7 protein-coding genes are annotated in these 20336 nt (G+C 66.5%); 4 read left to right on the top strand and 3 right to left on the bottom strand.

Annotated elements, in window-relative coordinates; genetic code table 11:
- Position 1: 1 nt before the first annotated feature.
- From AC1MHZ_RS14555 to AC1MHZ_RS14545, 3 genes are all read right to left on the bottom strand, one after another.
- On the bottom strand, positions 2–982 hold the full coding sequence (locus tag AC1MHZ_RS14555) for an AAA family ATPase (RefSeq protein ID WP_480460143.1): 981 nt from the start codon (positions 980–982) through the stop codon (positions 2–4).
- A gap of 214 nt (positions 983–1196) precedes the next feature.
- A complete protein-coding gene (locus tag AC1MHZ_RS14550) occupies positions 1197–3479 on the bottom strand; it encodes a tetratricopeptide repeat protein (protein ID WP_482966542.1) in 2283 nt (760 codons plus the stop codon).
- Positions 3480–3543: 64 nt separating this feature from the next.
- A complete protein-coding gene (locus AC1MHZ_RS14545) occupies positions 3544–5181 on the bottom strand; it encodes a mechanosensitive ion channel family protein (protein ID WP_482966541.1) in 1638 nt (545 codons plus the stop codon).
- 342 nt (positions 5182–5523) lie between these two features.
- On the opposite strand from AC1MHZ_RS14545, the gene AC1MHZ_RS14540 reads away from it, so the two are divergent.
- The 4 genes from AC1MHZ_RS14540 to AC1MHZ_RS14525 are packed head-to-tail and all read left to right on the top strand — an operon-like array spanning position 5524 to position 20336.
- On the top strand, positions 5524–6660 hold the full coding sequence (locus AC1MHZ_RS14540) for an AI-2E family transporter (RefSeq protein WP_324812892.1): 1137 nt from the start codon (positions 5524–5526) through the stop codon (positions 6658–6660).
- 47 nt (positions 6661–6707) lie between these two features.
- Positions 6708–18014: a VCBS domain-containing protein gene (locus tag AC1MHZ_RS14535; RefSeq protein WP_482966540.1), complete on the top strand. Its 11307-nt coding sequence runs from the start codon at positions 6708–6710 to the stop codon at positions 18012–18014.
- A 38-nt stretch (positions 18015–18052) separates the two neighbouring features.
- Positions 18053–19591 carry a TolC family protein gene (locus tag AC1MHZ_RS14530; protein ID WP_324812897.1) on the top strand — a complete coding sequence of 513 codons (1539 nt, stop codon included), beginning with the start codon at positions 18053–18055 and terminating at the stop codon, positions 19589–19591.
- A complete protein-coding gene (locus tag AC1MHZ_RS14525; protein ID WP_368829319.1) occupies positions 19575–20336 on the top strand; it encodes an efflux RND transporter periplasmic adaptor subunit in 762 nt (253 codons plus the stop codon). Before AC1MHZ_RS14530 ends, AC1MHZ_RS14525 begins: the two co-directional genes overlap by 17 nt.

The raw sequence follows: 20336 nt of genomic DNA, 5'->3' as shown, positions 1-20336 counted from the left end.
CTCAGGCCGGGACCGCGACGGTGTCGAGCAGGCGGTCCAGCACTTGGTCGGCGCCGATGCCATCGGCCACGGCGTCATAGGACAACAGCAGACGGTGGCGCAACACCGGGTGCAACACCGCGCGCACATCGTCTGGCGTCACATAGTCGCTGCCCGCCAACCAGGCATGGGCCCGGGCGACCCGGTCCAGGCTGATGCCGCCACGGGGGCTGGCTCCGACCTTGATCCAGCGCTGCAGGTCGGCGTCGTAGTCCGCCGGGTGGCGGGTGGCGTTGATCAGGTCGATCAGGTAGCGGTCGATGGCTTCGGACACATGCACCGCCCCGACTTCGCGGCGCGCCGCGAAGATCGTCTCCTGCGCCACGGGCGTTGCGGTTTCGCCATGGCCGCCGGCCTGCTGGCGCTGTTCCTCTCCACGTACGAGCCGCAACACCTGCGTCTCATCCTCGACCTTGGGGTAGTCGATCAGCAGCTTCATCAGGAAGCGGTCCATCTGCGCCTCGGGCAACGGGTAGGTCCCCTCCTGCTCGATAGGGTTCTGCGTGGCCAGCACCATGAACAGCCCGGACATCGGGTGGGTTTCCCCCGACACGGTGATCTGTCGCTCCTCCATGGCCTCGAGCAGTGCCGCCTGGACCTTGGCCGGTGCGCGGTTGATCTCGTCGGCGAGGATCACGTTGCCGAACAGCGGGCCGGGCTGGAACTTGAGCTGGTTGCCGGTATCGGTCTGCTGGAGGATCTCGCCACCGGTAATGTCCGACGGCAGCAGGTCGGGGGTGAACTGGATGCGGCTCATGCGTGCGTCCAGGTGGGTTGCCAGGGCCTTGACCGTGCGGGTCTTGGCCAGGCCGGGCAGGCTTTCGAGCAGCACATGCCCGTTGGCCAGCAGGCCCAACATGATATGGCGGATGGTCCGCTCCTGGCCCAGTACCTGAAGCCCCACCTGGGCCTCCAGGCTGGTGATCTCTTCACGAATGGTCACTGTCGTTTGTCCTTGGCTTGCGTCAACTGCGCGATGAGTCGACTTCCCTGCGGTGACGTGCCCGGGGTGAACCGCCCGGGCACACGGCCCAGCCACCGTGCAGATGAAGATGCTTGATAAATCTAGTTCACATGTCCTTGTTCGCCATCGAAAAATACCCAGGCGGCTGTCGTGTAAAGAACATCCCTCGCCAGTCAATCCTTATCGGCTGCAACTATGGCTGTGCCGGTGGCAGGCGTGGGTCCTGCGGCGCAACCTTGCGCATGCGCTGTGCGTACGCGTCGGCCTGGCGAGTTTCACCGGCCGTGGCATGCAGGTAGACCAGGGCGTAGAGCAGGTCCGGGTCTTCGGGCGCCGCCTCCAGGCCCTTGTGCAAGGTCCGCAGCGCCTCGTCGCGCCGGTTCAGCTGGGCCAGCAGCAGCCCTTGGTTGTAATAGACCCGCGCGTTGCCCGGCATCTCCCGGGCGGCAACATCCAGCCAGGGTAGGCTCTCCTGCGCCTTGCCCTGCTCGACCAGCAGCAACGCCAGCATGTAGGCGAGGTTGCCGTGATCGCCCGCCGGCATGTCCTTGAGTGCCAGGCCTTCGCGCAGCACCGCCTGTGCCTGGTCGAGTTGCCCCGCGCCACTGTACAGGGTGACCAGGTTGACCCTGGCGGGTGAGAAGTGGGCGTCCAGGCGCAGCGCCTGGTGATACTGCTCGATGGCCTCAGCCTGGCGGCCCAGACGCTGCAGCAGCACGGCCAGGTTGAGCCGGCCGCCGGGCAGGTCGGCGTTGTCGCGCAGGCGCCGCTCATAGTCGGCCAGCTGTGCCGCGTAGCCCTCCCGGCGCTCGGCCGGCAGCGCTTGCGCCGGCACATCGGCCAGGGCGCGCACGGCTTCGTCGCGCACCGCCAGCAGCGGGTCGTCGAGCAATGGCAGCAACTGCTTGACGCGGGCTTCGGGCGGAACCCGGGCGAAGCCCGCAGCGGCATAGGCGCGCACCACGCCCTCCTTGGAGTTGAGCGCCCAGCTCAACGGGGTGATGGCCGGTGCGCCCAGCTCTGTCAGTTGCTGAGCTGCCGTCGCCCGCACGAGCGCTGGCTTGCCGATATCGGCGATGACCGCCGTCAACAAGCTCAGGCGGTCGCCCTGGCCGGTGCGCACGGCATGCAAGGTTTCTCCGTAATGGGGCGGACGCTGGGGTGTGCCGAACCAACCCTCGATCGCCGTGGCGGCCCATGCAGGTTGCCTGTCGGTGTGGCAGGCGGTGCAGGCATCGGGGCTGGCGGTCTTGTCCGCCAGGTCCGGTCGTGGTATCCGCAGGCTGTGGTCACGCCGAGGGTCGACCACCATGTAGGTCTTGCTCGGCATATGGCAGTTGACGCATTCCGCACCCGGTGAGCCCTGGGCGTGGTGATGGTGCGCCGGGCTGTCGTAGTCCTTGGCCTGCAGGCTGGGGAAGCGGCTGGTGGGTGGGTGGGCGTTGTGGCATTGCTGGCAGAGGCCATTGCCCTCGATCTTCACCCGGGTGGTATGCGGATCGTGACAGTCGGTGCAGCTCACCCCGGCGGCGTACATCTTGCTCTGGGTGAAGGAGCCATACACGTACACCTCGCCGTCGATCTGCCCGTCGGCGTGGTACAGGCCCTCGCGCAAGGTCGCCGGCAGCGAAGCATCGAGCTGGGGCTTGCCCGGCTGCTGGCCCATGCCCAGGGATTGCCGGCGGCTGTGGCAGAAGGCGCATTGCTCGATCAGGCCCTTACCGTCGAGGCCCTTGAAGTCCACCGCCAGCCCCATCTGGGCCGGCGTGACGCCGCCCTTGGCCTCGTTTTTGGCCTGTTTGGCCCAGTCCACATGCGCCTGGGAGGGGCCATGGCAGCCCTGGCAACCCACGGTTTGCTCCTGCCAGGTGGTGGCGTAGCTGTCCTGCTTGTCATCGTAGTGCTTGAGCAACCGCGTGGAGTGGCAGTCGGCGCACATGGCATTCCAGTTCTGGTAGCGCCCGGTCCAGTGCAGCGCATCGTCGGGAGCGAAGCGCTGCCCGGGGTACAGGGAGAACCAGCGTTGCCCGCCCTGTGCCTTGGGTCGGGTGTCCCAGGCGATGGTCAGCGCCTGCAGGCGCCCGCCGGGCAGTTCCACCAGGTACTGCTGCAACGGGTGGTAGCCGAAGGTGTAGCGCACCTTGAAGTCCGCGGGCTTGCCATCGGGGCCCTCGGTACGCACGTAATAGCCTTCGCCCTTGCGCTGGAACCGCGCCTTGACCCCGTCCTCCTCGAAGCTACGGCCATCGAAGGCGCCCAGCACGCTCTGGGCGCTGGCCACGCGCATGGCCCAGGCATGGTCCGAGTCCTTCCATTGCGCGGCCTGCGCCTGGTGGCACCCCTTGCAGCTGGAGGCGTCGGCATAGCCCTCCCGGTCCTTCGCCTGGCCCGGGGAGGTCCCGGCCTGCTGCGCCCAGGTGGCCATGGGCGCGAACAGCAACAGGCACAACAGCATCAACAGGGGGTGACGATACACTCGGTTTCCTTACTCATGCGCGATGAGGGTGATGAATCGGCAGGGATGCCTTCGATGGCGGGTTTCACCCGTCCTGCTCCGGCACTGCCGGGGCCGTGTGCCAACGCTCCGGCGGGACGAACTTGGCCTCTTGTGGGTCTGCCAGGTAGTGAGGCGACATGATCTGCACACCATATTCGTTGAACACGTCCTGGATGTTGGCGTGCAGCATGCTCAGCAGTTCCGCGCGCGGGCGCGGCTCGCTGGGGACGGCCTGGGCGACCAGGCGGTATTCGGGGTAGAAGTCGCTCAACGCGGTCTGGAACACCTGGGGCGCGGGCTGTTCGAGGATGCCGTGGGTACGCCGCGCCGCCTCGACCAGCATGGCGTGCACCTGGCGCCATGGCGTGTCATAGCCGATGGTGACCACCGTATCGACGATGTACCCTTGGCCGACGACGATGCGCGAGTAGTTCTTCGTGACGGACCCGGTGATCATCGAGTTGGGGATGGTCAGCACCTCGCCCAGGCCGGTGCGGATGGTGGTGGTGAACATCCCCACTTCCATCACCGTGCCCTCGTACTCGCCTACCCGCACGAATTCCCCCACCCGCAGGGTACGGGTGTAGGTGAGGATCAGGCCGGCCACACCCTGGCCTACCACACTGGTCGCGCCCAGCGAAATCATCAGGCCCAGCAGCACGGACAGGCCCTTGAAGGCGTCGCTGTCCGAACCCGGCAGGTACGGGTAGGCCATGACCAGGGCGAACAGCCAGATGGCCAGCGACACCAGGCGCGTGGTGGGTTGCAAGGTTTCGGCCGTCAGCCAGCGCAGGGTCCCGGGGCGCGACATGCGCTCCAGGGCGCGCTTGCAGAACCCGCTGACACCCCGGGCGATGAAGAAGATCGACAGCGCCACGGCCACGCCCGGGATCGCGTCGAGTATCCCCGACAGCAGGTAGTCGACCAGCCGCAGCAGATACACGTTCAGGCTCTCTCCCCATGGTCGGGTATAGGGGAACTGCGACAGCACGAAGCTCATCCACTGGTAGCTGAACAGCAACAGCAGCAGCCAGTACAGCAACCACAGCAGGCGATCGACCAGGTAATAGAGGTTCTGCAGGTCGAACAAGGGCATCTGCCCTACCCGGAACACCTGCGAATGCTTGCCCATCAGGGGCAGCAGCAGGCCGAGCAGCTTGCGCCGGATCGCTCGAGTGCCCTTGAGCAGCAGCAAATAGATGAAGGTCGCCAATGCCGAATAGCCTGCGGCCTTCAACAGGAAATGCAGGCTGCGTGCCTGGCCGGTCTCGGTCACCACGGTGCGCAGGTTGCTGGCTGCCTGCTCTGCCGCTTCACGCACCGACACGCTGCCGGGCAGCACGTCCAGCGGCGCGATGATGAAGGCCCGGCGATCACCGAGCAGTATCAGGTAGCTGTTGAGGACCGGCTCGACGCGCACTTCGAGCGTGTCGTCCGCCCCTTGCAAGGCCTCGTCGACCACCGCTGCGGCGCGCTTGGCACGGGCCGCGGGTGTTTCGCCCAGCAAGGTGGCATGGAACGTCATGATGGGTCGGTTGGCGATCTTCAGTTGGGCCGGCTCCCCCAGCACGCCCTCCACCGAGGTGCTGACCTCGGACATCGCAGGGGATGAAGCAAACATGAACAGCGACAACAACGCACCGAGCAACAGCAGCGACTTCATGCTGATCCAGCACCTCATTCCCACGCTCCTTGTCCCCTCGGATGATCCGCTTCACGTTCTACCGACCGAATGGACTTTAGCGTAGTCAAATTTCGGTTGACTGCGTCGGACCGATAACCAATGCATGACACCACGCCGCGCAAGCCCGGCGCACCCCGCGTTCATTCCTCGTCCCCACGCCACCAAGCCATGCAGGCCGGCCCATGCTCGGCAGGCATTCAGGTACCCACGCAATACCGGCCCGCCAAGGTGGCTTACGCCGAAAAAACTGTCGTGATCGGAGAGTACTGGGCCGATGCCCCGTGCAAGTCTGATCCAGACTGTTGCGTCAAACGGAACGGCAAAGGACGCGAACGGACCATGGCAAGCAACAAGACCCCCGCTACGACCAGCCCCAAAGAGCTGCTGGATGTATTGATACGGGCGGGGTTGATCACCGTCCTGGCGTTGTTCTGCTACCAGATCTTCTATCCCTTCCTCGGTGTCATGATCTGGGCCGTGATCCTGGCAGTGACCTTGAACCCACTCAACCTGCGCATCGCTCAATGGCTGGGCGTTTCCGTGGGCAAGGCCGCCACCCTGCTGGTGCTGTTGATCCTGCTCTGCCTCATGGTGCCGTTGGGCTTTCTCGGTGAGTCCATGGCCGGCTCGATCCAGGCTGCCCTGCAGTCGGTCCATGAATGGAACCTCGCCATCCCCGCGCCCTCGGAGGCCGTGCAAGGCTGGCCACTGATCGGCGAGCCGCTGTACCGCATCTGGCTACATGCCTCCGAAGACCTTTCCTGGGCCTTCCAGCAAGCCGCACCGCACCTCAAGGACGTGAGCCGCCTGGTGTTGCTCAAGCTGGCCGGTGTGGGCAGTGGTGTCCTGGTGTTCATCCTGGCGCTGATCATCGCCGGGCTGTTCCTGGCCAATGGCGAACGCAGCGCACGCCGGGCCGTGGCCATTTCCCAGCGAATCTTCAACCCCGAACGGGGCGCCGAACTGGCCAGCCTATGCGCCGCCACCATCCGTGCGGTGGCGCAGGGCGTGGTGGGCATCGCCTTCATCCAGATGCTGCTGGTCGGCATCGGCCTGGTGGTGATGGGCATCCCCGCCGCCGGGCTGCTGGCCCTGCTGGTGCTGTTGCTGGGGATCATGCAACTGCCGGTGCTGCTGGTCACCTTGCCCATCGTCATCTATGTGTTCAGCCAGCAAGGCGCCAATGCCGCGACCATCGTGTTCGCCATCTGGACCATTGCCGCCGGGCTCTCGGACAACGTGCTCAAGCCCTTGATGCTCGGCCGCGGGGTGTCGGTACCGATGCCCGTGGTGCTGATCGGCGCCCTCGGCGGGATGATCAGCCACGGCTTCATCGGCCTGTTCATCGGGCCGGTGATCCTGGCCATCGGCTATGAGCTGTTCAATTCCTGGGTCGGCCAGGCCTCGGCCGCACCTGGAAAGGCCGACACCCTGCCCGACGACGAGCTGGCCGATACCCACCCAAGCGAGCGTTGATCCGCGCGAAGCACCGGGGTGCGCCCCTTTCTCAGGATGGATTGCAAATGGATATGGGACACAACGCAAAGGTTTTCCGCCCGCAGAGCCAGACCCTGGCCCTTGAACCGAGAATCCTGTTCGATGGCGCCGCCGCGAGCGCCGCGGCTGACCAGCATCACCAGGATACAGGCGACGCCGCACAGGCCGACGCTCATCCGTCCACCCCGGACCAACGCACAGCCGCAGGCCCAACATCGACGGTGCCGAAAACCCTGGTGGTACTCGACAGCCGCGTGGAAAATCGCGAGCAACTGACCGCCGGACTCGGCGCGGACACCCTCACCCTGGTGGTCGATGCAGGCCAGGATGCCCTGGCGGCCATCAGCGCCGCCCTCGCCCAGATGGGCACGGTCGATTCGATCCAAGTGTTCTCCCACGGCGCTGCCGGGCAGTTCACCTTGGGCAACCAGACCTTCACCGCCGCCAACCTCGACCAGTTCGGTAGCACCTTGGGCCAGTGGCAGGCCGAGCTCAGCGCCGGAGCCGATATCCAGCTCTATGGCTGTGACATCGGTGCCGGGGCGGCCGGCCAGGCACTGGTGGACCGCCTGGCGCGCTGGACCGGCGCCGACGTGGGCGCCTCCAGCAACGCCACCGGCAGCCGCGCCGCAGGTGGCGACTGGGCGCTGGAGGTACGCAACGGCGTGATCGACCAGGGCATCGCCCTTTCGGCCACCAGCCTGGAACGGTTCCAAGGCCTACTGGCCAATGCCGCGCCAACCACCAGCATCAGCATGCCCAGCAACGACGTGCTGATCGGCAACACCTTCACCTTCGAGGTGGACCTGCGCAACGGTGCAAGCCAGGTCGGCTATGCCCCGTACATCGACCTGTTCCTGCCCACCACCGGCAAGGACGGCGACGACGGTATCAGCTTCGTCGGCGCCTCCTACCTGGGCCAGACCCTGACCAGCTACGTGGTCACCTTCGACGCCGCTGGCAACGCCACCCACCCGCTGGCCAAAGGGGCTGACGGCAAGCCGTTGGTGGTCACCGCCGCCAGTGTGGGCATGCGCCCGGGCGATCAGTTCGTGGTGCTGCAGGTGCCCTATGCCAGTGTTTCCCAGGACCAGCCGGACATCACCGTGCAGGTCACCGCGCGCCTGAGCAACCTGGCCGACACCAGCAACACCAATGGCAGCCCGGCCCTGACCATCAATACCCGTGCCGGTTTCGAATACGGCAACGACTCGCTGAACAACCCCACCGTCGACCCGAGCCTGGTGGAAGCCAGCCTGCACGCGCTGGTGGTCAACCCCACCCTGGTGGAACTGACCCAGAACCTGGACATGACCGAAGGCGAAACCGCCACCGGCCCGAACTTCACCCACAACCAGACCGTCACCGTCACCCCGGCGAGCGGGCAGACCCTGCACAACGTAGTGGTCACCCAGAACGTGCCGGACCAAGTCCAGATCACGGCCATCACCCCCGGCGCGGGGGGCACCCTCACCTCCGTCACCCTGCGCAATGGCACGGTGCTGACCAACCCTGCGCTGATCGCCGCGGCGATCAACAGTGACAGCGTGTTCATCACCGCCTACAGCATCACCTATGACAGCCTCAGTGCCCCCGCCACCTCCCGGGTGACGTTCTATGTGCCAGAGGTGGGCGGCGCGGGCAACGCCGTGCTCGACCCCAACACCGGTAACCCGGTGACCATCGCCTTCGGTACCCCCACTGCCACTGGCGAATGGACACCCCTGGACCCACGCGACCTCAACCCGCCGGCCACCGAGGTGGATTTCAGCACCACCGGCGACGGTACCGGCGCGCAGTTCGTCGCCAAGTCCATCACCCTGCAGAAGCAGGCCGTGCTGCAGACCGACCTCGGCAGCACCGGCCTGAGCCCGGGCGATACCCTGCGCTACGTGCTCAACGTGGCGCTGTCGGACTATTTCGCCTTCGGCAGCAATATCCTGCAGAACGGTCAGTTCCGTATCGTCGACACCCTGGCCGACGGCCAGACCATCAGCGGGCCGCTGACCATGACCGTGAGCCAGGACGGAGCCAGTGGCACGATCCAGCTGGTCTATACGCAAACCCCGAACGCCGATGGCACCACCACCCTGGTGATCGACATGGCCGAGTCGCTGCGCCGGGCATCGGGCACGCTCGGCGCCCTGTTCGGCGACCTGGCCTTCGACGACACCCGCACGTCAGCCACCCTGGCAGTGATCAGCTACAACGCGGTGATCAGCCAGGCCTATGTCAGCAACTACCCACCGCACAAAGACATCAACGAAGGCGACAGCGTCGGCAACAATGCCACCCTGAGCGCTACCGTGCTGCTCGATGCCGTGAACCTGGGGACAGGCATCCAGACCGACGGCTCCAGCACCGTCAGCACCGTGCCGACCAGCCAGGTCGACATCGACATCCTCAAAGTGAACAACGGCGCGCCTCCGACCAGCGGCGAGATCCGCCCCGGCGACCTGATAACGTTCCAACTCTCCTATGACCTGGTCACCGGCGACTACGAAAACTTCCAGCTCACCGCCTACCTGCCCTTGCCGCTACTCGACGTCAGTGGCGTGACATGGACTGTCGGCAACGGTGTCGGCCAATGGAGCTTCGGCCCTGGCGAGAGCGACCCGTCGCGGGCGGTCACTGTGTCCAGCGGGCCCGGCAACTCGGTAGTGTTCGACTTCGGCCAGTACAGCGTCAACCAGGCCGCCGGTGGGCGCATCGAGCTCACCTTCACCCTACGCGTAGGCGACCAGCCCTTCGCCGACCAGCGCTCGCTGGACGTGCTGGCGCAGTCCAGCCAGACCACCACGATCAACAAAGACCCGTTGCTGAGCTCGGACGTGGCCGTGGTGGTGTCAGTCGCGGAACCGGTGCTGGACATCCGCCACGGTGTGGTCTCCAGCAGCAACGGCAGCGTCACCGGCACCACCGGCAGCTGGGCCCAGCCCGGCACTGGCGGGCGCCCGTTCACCGGTAGCGTCACCGAGCTGTCCGCAATCAACGGCGATGTCTCGGGCATCGATGGCGGCGACAGGCTGCGCCTGGCCACGGCCATCGAGAACAGCGGCGGCGGTGGCGCCTATGACGTAGTGACCAGCATCACCCTGCCCCCGGACCTGACCTTCATCGGCGGCAGCCTGGCCGCGGCCAACCTGCAGATCTACCGCGGTGATGGCACCCAGCTGCGCGCGGGCGTGGACTACCGCGTCAGCGGCAACCAGATCACCTTCCTCGATGCCGGCGCCCAGCCCACCCTGCTGCCGGGGCGCGCCGGGACAACCGCCGACAGCAGCGGCCAGAACATCGTCGTCATCACCTATGACGTCACCGTCAACAACAGCGTGGCCGCCAGCCGTACCCTGCGCAGCACGGCCACCCTGAGCCACTACGCCAGTGTCGAAGGCGGCACCGACTTCACCCCCGTGGACCTGACCGAGGTCGCCAACCAACAAGTCGCCGCCCCAGTGATCAGCAAGACCTTCGCCGGCGGCAGCTTGGACAACGGCGACTCCAGCGCCGGTCACACCACCGGCAGCAACCTGGTGGTCGGCGAAAGCATGCTCTATGACATCATCGTGCGTCTGCCGGAAGGCACCACACGCAACCTCAGCATCGACGACCTGATCCCGCCAGGCATGCGCCTGGATACCACCTTCAACAACAACCTGGGCTACCAGCAGATCCTCACGGCATTGGGCAGCGGCGGCAGCCTGAGTCAGGACTTCGCTGGCAGCGTAGTCATCAGCGCAGTCGGCGGCGTCGGGGGCACATTGGGTAGCGATGGGGTCGACGCGCGCTTTACCTTCAGTGTTTCGGCCACCAGCGCCGACAACAACACCGGCAACAATGCCTTCGTGATCCGTGTGCGCCTGGTCGCCAGCAACGTCAGCGGCAACCAAGCCAACCGCTCGCTGCAGAACAGCGCCACCCTGCGTTACCAGGACATCGACGGCAACACCCCCAACGGCACGGTCGCGCTCGATCGCCAGGTAAACCTCAGCGGCGGCGCGCCCACGGTCACCCTGCGCGAGCCGACCTTGCAGATCATCCAGAACATCGACACCACCCCCGATTTCGGCGGCTTCGACCAAGGCGACATCATCGATTTCACCCTCACCCTGCGCAACGGCACGGCCTCGAGCGACTTCGATGCCTTCGACATCAGCCTGCTGGACAACCTGCCCAGCCAGCTCGACGGCGTGACCATCACCGGCGTGGTCTACCAAGGAGCCACCAACAATGGTGGCGTGGACTTTGTCATCCAGGGTGGCCAGCTGCGCACGGCCACGGGTGCCAATATCGACATCGCCAAGGGCGGCAGCATCGTCCTGCACCTGCGCGGTACGGTGAATGCGACCGCCGCCGGCCTGGCCGCCTTCACCAACAACGCCCAGGTTCGCTGGACCAGCCTGGACGGCAACCACACCGGTGAACGCACCGGCGCCGACGGCGTGCTCAACGGCGGTACGCTGAACGACTACCGGCTCGACTCCGCCCTGGTATTCCCGGTCACCAACGGGGTCCGTATCTCCCACGTCGGCGGCCTGCCCGATACGCCCCCACCCCGGGATGCATCCGGCAACGTCGATACCGCCGGCATCAGCGAGAACGTTGCCGTGGGCGAAGTGATCCGCTACCGCGTGTCGGTACTGGTACCGGTGGGCGACAACCCCAACTACCAGATTCGCATCGAACTGGGTGCGGGCTTGTCGTTCATCCCTGCCGACCTCAACAACATCCTCATCGCCATGGTGTCCAACACCTTCAACGGTCTGTCCACCGATGCCGACCTGATCAAGGGCGGCACCCTGTGGATGCCCGGCGACCAGGACAGCGCGGTGTCCCAACCGATCAATGCCGACCTCAGCGGGGTCAGGCCCAACGGCGTGTTCGACGGCAACGCCAGCAACCTCAGTATCGTCACCAATGCCAACGGCAGCCAGACGGTCACCTTCAACCTGGGGAACGTGCGCAACAGCGAAACCTCCGACACCAATGCCGAAGGCGTGATCCTCGAGTTCAACGTGCGCGTCACCAACGTGGCGAGCAACCAGAGCGGTGCTTCACTGGGCGTGCAGGCGTTCGAGCATGTCGGCCTGCCGGGCCAGGATGTAGACCGGGGCAAGAGCGAACAGCTCTTCGAGCGAGTGGTGGAACCGAGCTTCACCGGCCTGGACAAACACGTCATCGACATCCTGCCGGGCACCGGCAGCACCACTGCCACGGTGTCGGTGGGCTTCACCCAGAACGGCGACATCCCCGCCTACAACGTCCACTTGCAGGACCAGTTCCCCAATGGCAGCAACTACCAGGTGCAAAGCATCCTGGTCAACGGCAGCGCACTGGACCTGGCGAACCTGCCCGCCGGGGTAAGGGTCACCTCCAGCGGCGCTCTGTCGGTGGACTTCGACCGCCTGGCGGTGGGCGACCGGGTGCAGGTGGTCTACCGCGTCACCGTGCCCAATGCCGTGGTGCCGGACAACGCCGCCAGTGCCGCAGTGCTCACCTGGAGCAGCCTGCCGACCAGCTTCGAGACCGGTGGCTGGGGCGGCTCGCGCCCCGGCACCGGCGGCACCGCTGATGGCGAACGTACCGGGCAGGACGGCACGAGCGGGCTGAACAACTACATCCTCAGCGAAGGCGCCGGCCTCGGCGTCGTGCAGGGCACGCTGTGGAACGACACAAACTCGGCGACCAGCAGCACCACGCCCGATGGCCCGGGCCTGGCCGGGCAGCGTGTACAGGTCACCTGGGCCGGCGCTGACGGGGTGTTCGGCAACGCCGATGACCGCGTGTTCTCCACCCAGACCGACAGCAACGGGCGCTACCAGTTCGCCCTGCTGCCGGCAGGCAACTACCTGGTGGCCGTGCCCCAGTCGCTGCAGCTGTCGGCCAGCAATCGCTTCGCGGTGCGCATCGATACCGACACCGGCACCAGTGTCAGCGGCCTGGGCAATGTCAGCGTGACACTGGCCGAGGGCGGCACCGGCACCGCCAACGCCGGCTACGTGCACCTGAACGAAGCACCGGTCAACACCCTCCCCGGCCAACGCGGCCAGGAAGACACTGTATTGCACCTGAACGGCCTGGCCGTCAGCGACTCGGACGCTGGCAGCGGGGTGATGTCCGTCACCTTGACCGTGCGCCACGGCGTGCTCTGGCAAAGCGCCACGCCGCCCGCGCCCGGCGCCACCCCACCCGCGGGGGCCAGCGGCACCCTGACCTTGACCGGCACCCTGTCGCAGCTCAACGCCCTGCTCTCGCAGCTCTACTACAAGGGTAACCAGGACTTCAACACCGCCAGCACCAGCGAAACCCTGACCATGGTCACCAACGACCGGGGCAATTTCGGTGATGCCAACCACGACGGCATCCCCGGGCAGAACCCGCAGGATGCGCTGAGCGACACCGATACCGTGCAGCTGATCGTCGACCCGGTCAACGATACCCCGGTGGCCCGGCCTGACAGTGCCATCGCCGTCGAAGCCGGTGGCACCCGCAACCAGACCCCGGGCAGCGACCCCAGCGGCAATGTGCTGGCCAACGACAGCGATGTCGATATCGCCACCAATGGCGATGCCATCCGGGTGATCCGCGCCGGGCTGCAAGGCGGCACGCAGCTGGGCGTACCGGTCAACGGTACGGTGGAGATCGTCGGCCTGTACGGGAAACTGGTCATTTCCTCGGCCGGCGGCAGCACCTATATCGTCGACAACGACGACCCTGCGGTGCAGGCACTGCGCCTGTCCGGCAACACCCTGCAAGAGGTCTTCACCTACACCATCAGCGACCTGGCCGGCGCCACCAGTGCCTCGACGCTCACCGTCACCATCCAGGGGGCCAACGACACCCCGGTGGCCGTGAACGACGACGGCCAGGCGCTCGAGGCTGGCGGCGTCAACAACGGCACGCCCGGCAGCAATGCCGTCGGCAACGTGCTGAGCAACGACACCGACGTGGACCAGAACGGCGAGACCAAGACCGTCACTGGGGTGCGCAACCTGCGCGAGAGCGCCTCCGGCGCCATCGTGCCGGTCACCAACGCGCCGGTGGTGATCAACGGCACCTACGGCACCCTGACCATCAGCGCCAACGGCGCCTACACCTATGTGGTGGACAACAGCAACACCGCCGTGCAGCGCCTTGGCGCCAACGACCAGTTGATCGAGTACTTCACCTACCGGGTGACCGATGCCGGCAACCTCAGCGACCTGGCCGAACTGCGCATCACCATCAAGGGCGCCTATGACAACCCAGTGGCCAGTGACGACCGCGCCGTGGCCCAGGCGGCCGCGACCAACACCCCGGGCGAAGAAAGCAACCCCGTCGGCAACGTGATCCTCTTCCCCAGCCGCGGGGGCGGCCTTAACCAACCCGGCGGCAACGGCGTCGACCTCGACGTCGATCGCGCCGACCGCCCCAGCACGCGCCTGAACGTCACCGGCATCAGCTCGGCGACCGAGCTCTCCAACCCTGGCATGACCTCGGTCCCGGCCGGCAGCAACGCCGGCAATGGCCGGGTGATCGACGCCATCTACGCCGAGCAGAATGGTGTGCAGGTCATCGACCCGGCCGCCTTCGGCACCCTGACCATCGGTGCCAACGGGTCGTTCGTCTTCGACGTCAACAGTGCCAACGCGACCATCCAAGGCCTGGCCGCCGGGCAGACCGTGCAGGTGATCTATACCTACGAAATCACCGACACCGAAGGCCTTACCGACCGCGCCCAGCTGGTCATCACCATCCATGGCGTCAACGACCCACCCGTGGCCCAGATCGTGGTTGGCCGTGCGGTCGAGCAAGGTGGCGTGAACAACCAGCTGCCGGGCATCAACCCCAGCGGCGACGTGACCCGCACCTCCCACGACCCGGACGGCGACCCGATCACCGTGTCCGCCATCGGCACCGGCACGACCACCACCACGTCCGTCAACGGCAGTACCACGCTGACCGGCCAGTACGGCACCCTGACCATCAACCCCGATGGCACCTATACCTATGTGCTGGACAACAGCAACCCCACCGTCCAAGGCCTGCGCACCGATGCCGACCGGTTGATCGATACCTTCAGCTACGAAGTCACCGACGGCAAGGGCGGCTTCTCCGACCCTGCGTTCCTGTTCATCCTCATCGAAGGCCAGAACGACAACCCGGTGGCTGCCGACGACGGTACCACGGCGATCGAGGCCGGTGGCGTAGGCAACAACCAGCCAGGGCGCGACCCGACCGGTAACGTGCTGACCAACGACCGTGACGTCGACTCGGTGCTCAACGAGGAGACCAAGACCGTCAACGCCGTACGTACCGGGGCCGAGAACGCCAGCGGCAGCACCGGCAGCCTCGGCACCGAGCTGCGCGGCACCTATGGCTGGCTGACCCTCAATGCCGACGGCACCTACCGCTACCGCCTGGACAACGACAACGCCGCGGTGCAGGCGCTGCGCACCAGCGGCAATACCTTGGTCGATACCTTCACCTATACCGTGATCGACACTGCCGGCGCCACCGACCAGGCCGCCCTGCGCATCACCATCACCGGTGCCAACGATACCCCGGTGGCCCGCCCCGATAATGCGACGGCCATGGAGGCAGGCGGCGTGGCCAACACCACGCCCGGGCGCAATGCCACCGGCAATGTCCTGGGCAATGACAGTGATGTCGACAGCCGCGACCTGATGGGCGTGATCGGGGTTCACCAGGGCCTGGCCACCGGCAAGGTGGGCAGCGCCTTCACGGCCGCCTACGGCACCCTGACCCTGCGCGCCGATGGCAGCTTCACCTACGTGGTGGATGACAGCAACCCGCTGGTGCAGGCCCTGCGAACCTCCGGCGAAACCCTGCAGGAGCGCTTCGTCTACACCGTTCGCGACCTTGCCGGCGCCACCACCACATCGATCCTGACCATCACCATCCAAGGCCGCAATGACAACCCCGTGGCGAGCGACGACCAGGCCACAGCCATCGAACGCGGCGGTACTGCCAACGGTACCTCGGGGCTGGACCCCAGCGGCAACGTGCTGGCCAACGACACCGACGTGGACGCCGGCGACAGCAAGCAGGTAGACGGCATCCGTACCGGCAGCGAGGCTGCTGGCGGTACGTTCGTCACGGTCAGCGGCAACCAGGTGGTCAATGGCGTGTACGGCGTGCTGACCATCGACGCCAATGGCCGCTACAGCTACCGGGTGAACAACAACGACGCCCGGGTCCAGGCGCTCAAGGCCGGACAGACGCTGGTCGAGACGTTCACCTACCGGATGCACGACACCGCCGGGGCCAGCGATATCGCCCAGCTCACCATCACCCTGCAGGGGGCCTACGACGCCCCCGTGGCCAACGACGACCTTGCCCTGGCCCTGGCGGCCAAGCCCAACATCAACAACGGTTTCGACCCCAGCGGCAACGTGCTGGGCAATGACACCGACGTGGATGCCGGCGACAGCAAGCGCGTCAGCGGTATCCGTACCGGCCAGGAGTCGGCCGGCGGCACGCTGACCGGAGTCAACGCCGGCACCGACAACAGCAACGGCACCCTCATCGATGGACGCTACGGGCAACTGATCATCGGTGCCGATGGCACCTTCACCTATCGCGTCGACAACAGCAACCCGGCGGTCCTGGCCCTGGGCCTGCTGGAAACCCTCAGCGACTACTTCACCTATGAAGTGCGCGACGCAGGCGGCCTGGTCGACCAGGCGCAGATCCACATCGTGGTCTTCGCCCGCAACTCGCCGCCGGACGCCAACCCGGACACTGCCGAGGCTGTCGAGGCCGGCGGCCTGAACAACACAACCCCGGGGGTGGACCCCAGCGGCAACGTGTTGGGCAACGACCGCGATGCCGAAGGCGATGCGATGACGGTGGTGGAAGTCCGTACCGGCACCGACCCGAGCGGCGCGCCCGACGGCGTGCCGGGGCAACCGCTCAAAGGCCAGTACGGCACGCTGGTGCTCGATGCCGATGGCACCTGGCACTACCAGCTGGACAACGACAACCCAGCCGTGCAGGCCCTGCGTACCGCCTCCCAGACCTTGACCGACGTGTTCACCTACGTGGTCCAGGACCGCTGGACCTCGACTGGCAGCACGCAACTGGTGATCGTCATCCGTGGCGCCAACGACACGCCCGTCGCCCAGGATGACACGGCCATCGCCGTCGAAGCGGGCGGTGTGAGCAACACCCGCCCCGGCGTCGACCCGACCGGCAACGTGCTGGCCAACGATACCGACGTGGACAGCCTGGCCAATGGCGAAACCCGCCAGGTGCTCACCGTCACCAGCGAAACCGGGCAATCGGCGGCCGCAGGCATTCTCCTGCAGGGGCGCTACGGCACCCTTCGGCTCAACGCCGACGGCAGCTACCGCTACGAAGTGAACAATGCCGACCCGCGCGTGCAGGCCTTGCGCAGCGCCGGCGAAACCCTGCGCGAGGTGTTCACCTACCAGATGCGCGATGCTGCCGGGGCGACCTCCACCGCTCAATTGAACGTGACCGTCCAGGGCGCGGACGACAACCCGGTGGCCCGCGACGACAGCAATGTCGCCAGCGACCAGGTCCAGGCACCGCAAAGCAGCGGCAATGTGCTGCCCAACGACAGCGATGTCGACGGCGGCGATCGCCTCACCGTGGTGGGCGTGCGCACCGGCGCCGAACAAGCGGGCGGCACCCAGGGCAGCGTCGGCCAGGTGCTGGCCGGCCGCTACGGTTTCCTGACCCTCAACGCCGATGGCAGCTACACCTACACCATCGACCAGAGCAACCCCGAGGTGCTCGCCGCGGCGGGGCTCGGCCAGGTGCTGCAGGATGTATTCACCTACACCATCGCCGACCTCGCCGGGGCCACCGACCAGGCGCAGTTGACCATCAACCTGGACATCGCCTCGCCCTATATCCCACCAGGGCCCTACCTGGATCGCGATGCCGGGCGCAACGCCTTCGCCGAACCACCTCTGGATTTTGAACCGGCGCTGTACGTGGAGCCGGAGATCCGTCGTATCGACATTGCCCGCCAGCAGATCATTCGGGGCGCCAACGGCGATGCCGCCAGCCTGTTCGCCGCGCCCGAGATCCGCGCCAGGATCGCCCCCGACCTGGACCTGGTACCCGGACAGTTCGTCGCCCAGGCGGTGGCCGAGAGCCGCCAGAGGAGCGAACTCGACACCCTGTGGGTGCAGGGCCGCAACGGCGTCACCGGCCTGAGCGCCGACGGCCTGCTCAGCGACCCGTCGCTGTGGGCGCCGCTGCCTGCGGACATGGTGCCTGCCGCCGACCGCCCACAGACCGCCCCCGGTCTGCGCGCCCAGTTGCAGGACGCCGCACAACGCCGAGGGCCGCGCCCATGAACAACCTGAAAAGACCACGCGTAAATCAAGGACCGTATATGCCTGGACACCGTGTCACAGCCTTGAGTGCAATCATCGCCGCCAGCCTCCTGATGGGCGCCTGCTCGGCCCTGAAGGAGGCCGAGCCCTACGACGAACAGGAGATGCGCCAGCGCGTCATCGACGACCAGGCGCGCATGTACCGTGAACAGGAGCCGGTCACCACGCCCATCACCTTCTACGAAGCTGCCGCCAGGGCGTTGAAGTACAACCTCGATTACCGCCTCAAGCTGCTGGAAAGCGCGCTGGCCTCCGACCTGCGGGATGTCACCGCCCACGAGATGCTCCCGCGCCTGGTGGCCTCGGCCGGCTACGCCGGGCGCAACAATGACTCCGGCGGCACCTCCATCGGCATCCAGGACCGCCAGGTCAGCTTGCGCCCCTCTACCTCCGAGGAGCGTTACCGCACCATCGACAGCCTGGGGCTGAGCTGGAGCCTGCTCGACTTCGGCGTAGCCTACTACCGCACCCAGCAGAAGGCCGACCAGATCCTCATGGCCGAAGAGCGCCGCGAGCGCGTGGCGCAGAACGTCCTGCAGGATGTGCGCAACGCCTATTGGCGCGCCCTTGGCGCCCAACGCCTGCTGCCGGAGGTCGATAGCCTGCTGATGCGCACCCACCGCGCCCTGACCGCCGCGCGTGAGGCCGAGACCAAGGGCTTGCTGCCGCGCCAGGACATCCTCGCCTACCAACGCGCCCTGCTCGACTCGGTGTACATGCTCACCGTGCGCCGCCAGGACCTGGAGTTCGCCCGCGCCGAGCTGGCGGCCTTGATGTCGTTGCCGCCCAACTCCCGCATGGAACTGGCTGACAACCTTGAAGCACCGCTGCCGCAGGTGACCCAGAACGTCGATGCGCTGGAACAGCTGTCCTTGCGCAACCGCCCGGAGATCATGGAGGAGTGGTACCGCAAGCGCGTCGACCAGAACGACCTGAAGATCGCCAAGGCCCAGCTCTGGCCCAACGTCAGCGTCAACTACAGCTACACCTACGACTCCAACAAGTACCTGTACAACAACCACTGGAACGACACCGGCCTGCAGGTGTCGGTGAACCTGCTGCGTCTGCTGCAGTACCCGGCTCTCAAGACCGCCGAGCAGAGCCAGGCCAAGACCGACGACATGCGCCGTACCGCCCTGTCCATGGCGATCCTCACCCAGGTACGGGTGGGCCTGTTGCGCTACCAGCTGGCCAGCCAGGAAGTACAGTTCGCCGACGACAGCCTGCGCGTGGACAAGAGCCTGCTCGACTACGCACAAAAAGCCCGTAGCGCGGCCTTGGGCACCGAGCTCGAGCTGATCCGCGCCGAAGGCCGCTACCTGCTCTCGCGCTACCAGCGCGAGGCCGCCTACTCCGACGCGCAGGCGGCCTGGGGCCGGCTGTACAACTCGGTAGGCTTCGCCGTGCTGCCCGACAAGGTCCAGGACCACGACGTCAAGACCCTGGCCCAGGAGATCCAGCGCACCCTGGAACAACAGACCAGCAGCCACCTGCTCACCGCCAGCAACCAAGGAAGCGCCAATGTCGCCAAGCCCTAAGTCCCTGTCATGGTCCCTGCTGTCGCTGTGCCTGGCCTGCGCGCCATTGGCCTTGGCCAGCGAAGCGGCCGAGGACGATGCCAACGCCATCCGCGTCCTGCTGGCGTCCGACCTGGAGACCACGTTGTCCAGCCAGATGAACGGCACCCTGGGCGCGCTCGATGCCAGCCTCGGCCAACAGGTCGCCAAGCACGCCACCCTGGCCAAGCTGCAATGCGTGGAGGTACAAGCCCGGGCCAAGGTGGCCGGTGCCGAGCTGAACATGGCGCGGCAGAACCTCGAGGCCAAGCGCAACCTGCGCAAGCTCGACGCCGCCGGCGACCTGGAGGTGGCCATGGCCAACACCGAAGTGAGCAAGGCCGAAGGCGCCCTCACGCTGGCCAAAGCCCAGGCCGGCTACTGCCAGGTGCAGGCACCGTTCGGCGGGCGGGTGGTCAAGGTCTACGTCAAGCCCTACCAGACCGTGCAGGCCGGCGCGCCGCTGTTCGACCTGGTCAGCGACAGTGCGCTCAAGGTTCGCCTGAACGTGCCCTCCACCCTGCTCCCCCGGCTCAAGCCGGACATGCCCCTGGTGGTGCAGATCCACGAAACCGGCAAACACTACCCGGCGAAAGTCAGCGCGATCAACGCCCGGGTCGATGCCGTGGCGCAAACCGTGGAGCTGGAGGCCCGCCTGGACGCCGCCTACCCGGAGCTGATCGCGGGCATGAGTGGCGTTGCACGCTTCCCCGATGCGCACGAGTAA

The sequence above is a fragment of the Pseudomonas sp. FA-1 genome (assembly GCF_056856075.1).
Note: the sequence above shows the minus strand (reverse complement) of the source record. Positions and strands in the feature narration are given on the sequence as shown.

Excerpts from the sequence above, each read along its gene's own strand:
- AC1MHZ_RS14540 (WP_324812892.1), top strand. The coding sequence starts at position 5,524 with ATGGCAAGCAACAAGACCCCCGCTACGACCAGCCCCAAAGAGCTGCTG.
- AC1MHZ_RS14535 (WP_482966540.1), top strand. The coding sequence starts at position 6,708 with ATGGATATGGGACACAACGCAAAGGTTTTCCGCCCGCAGAGCCAGACC.
- AC1MHZ_RS14525 (WP_368829319.1), top strand. The coding sequence starts at position 19,575 with ATGTCGCCAAGCCCTAAGTCCCTGTCATGGTCCCTGCTGTCGCTGTGC.
- AC1MHZ_RS14545 (WP_482966541.1), bottom strand. The coding sequence starts at position 5,181 with ATGAGGTGCTGGATCAGCATGAAGTCGCTGCTGTTGCTCGGTGCGTTG.
- AC1MHZ_RS14530 (WP_324812897.1), top strand. The coding sequence starts at position 18,053 with ATGCCTGGACACCGTGTCACAGCCTTGAGTGCAATCATCGCCGCCAGC.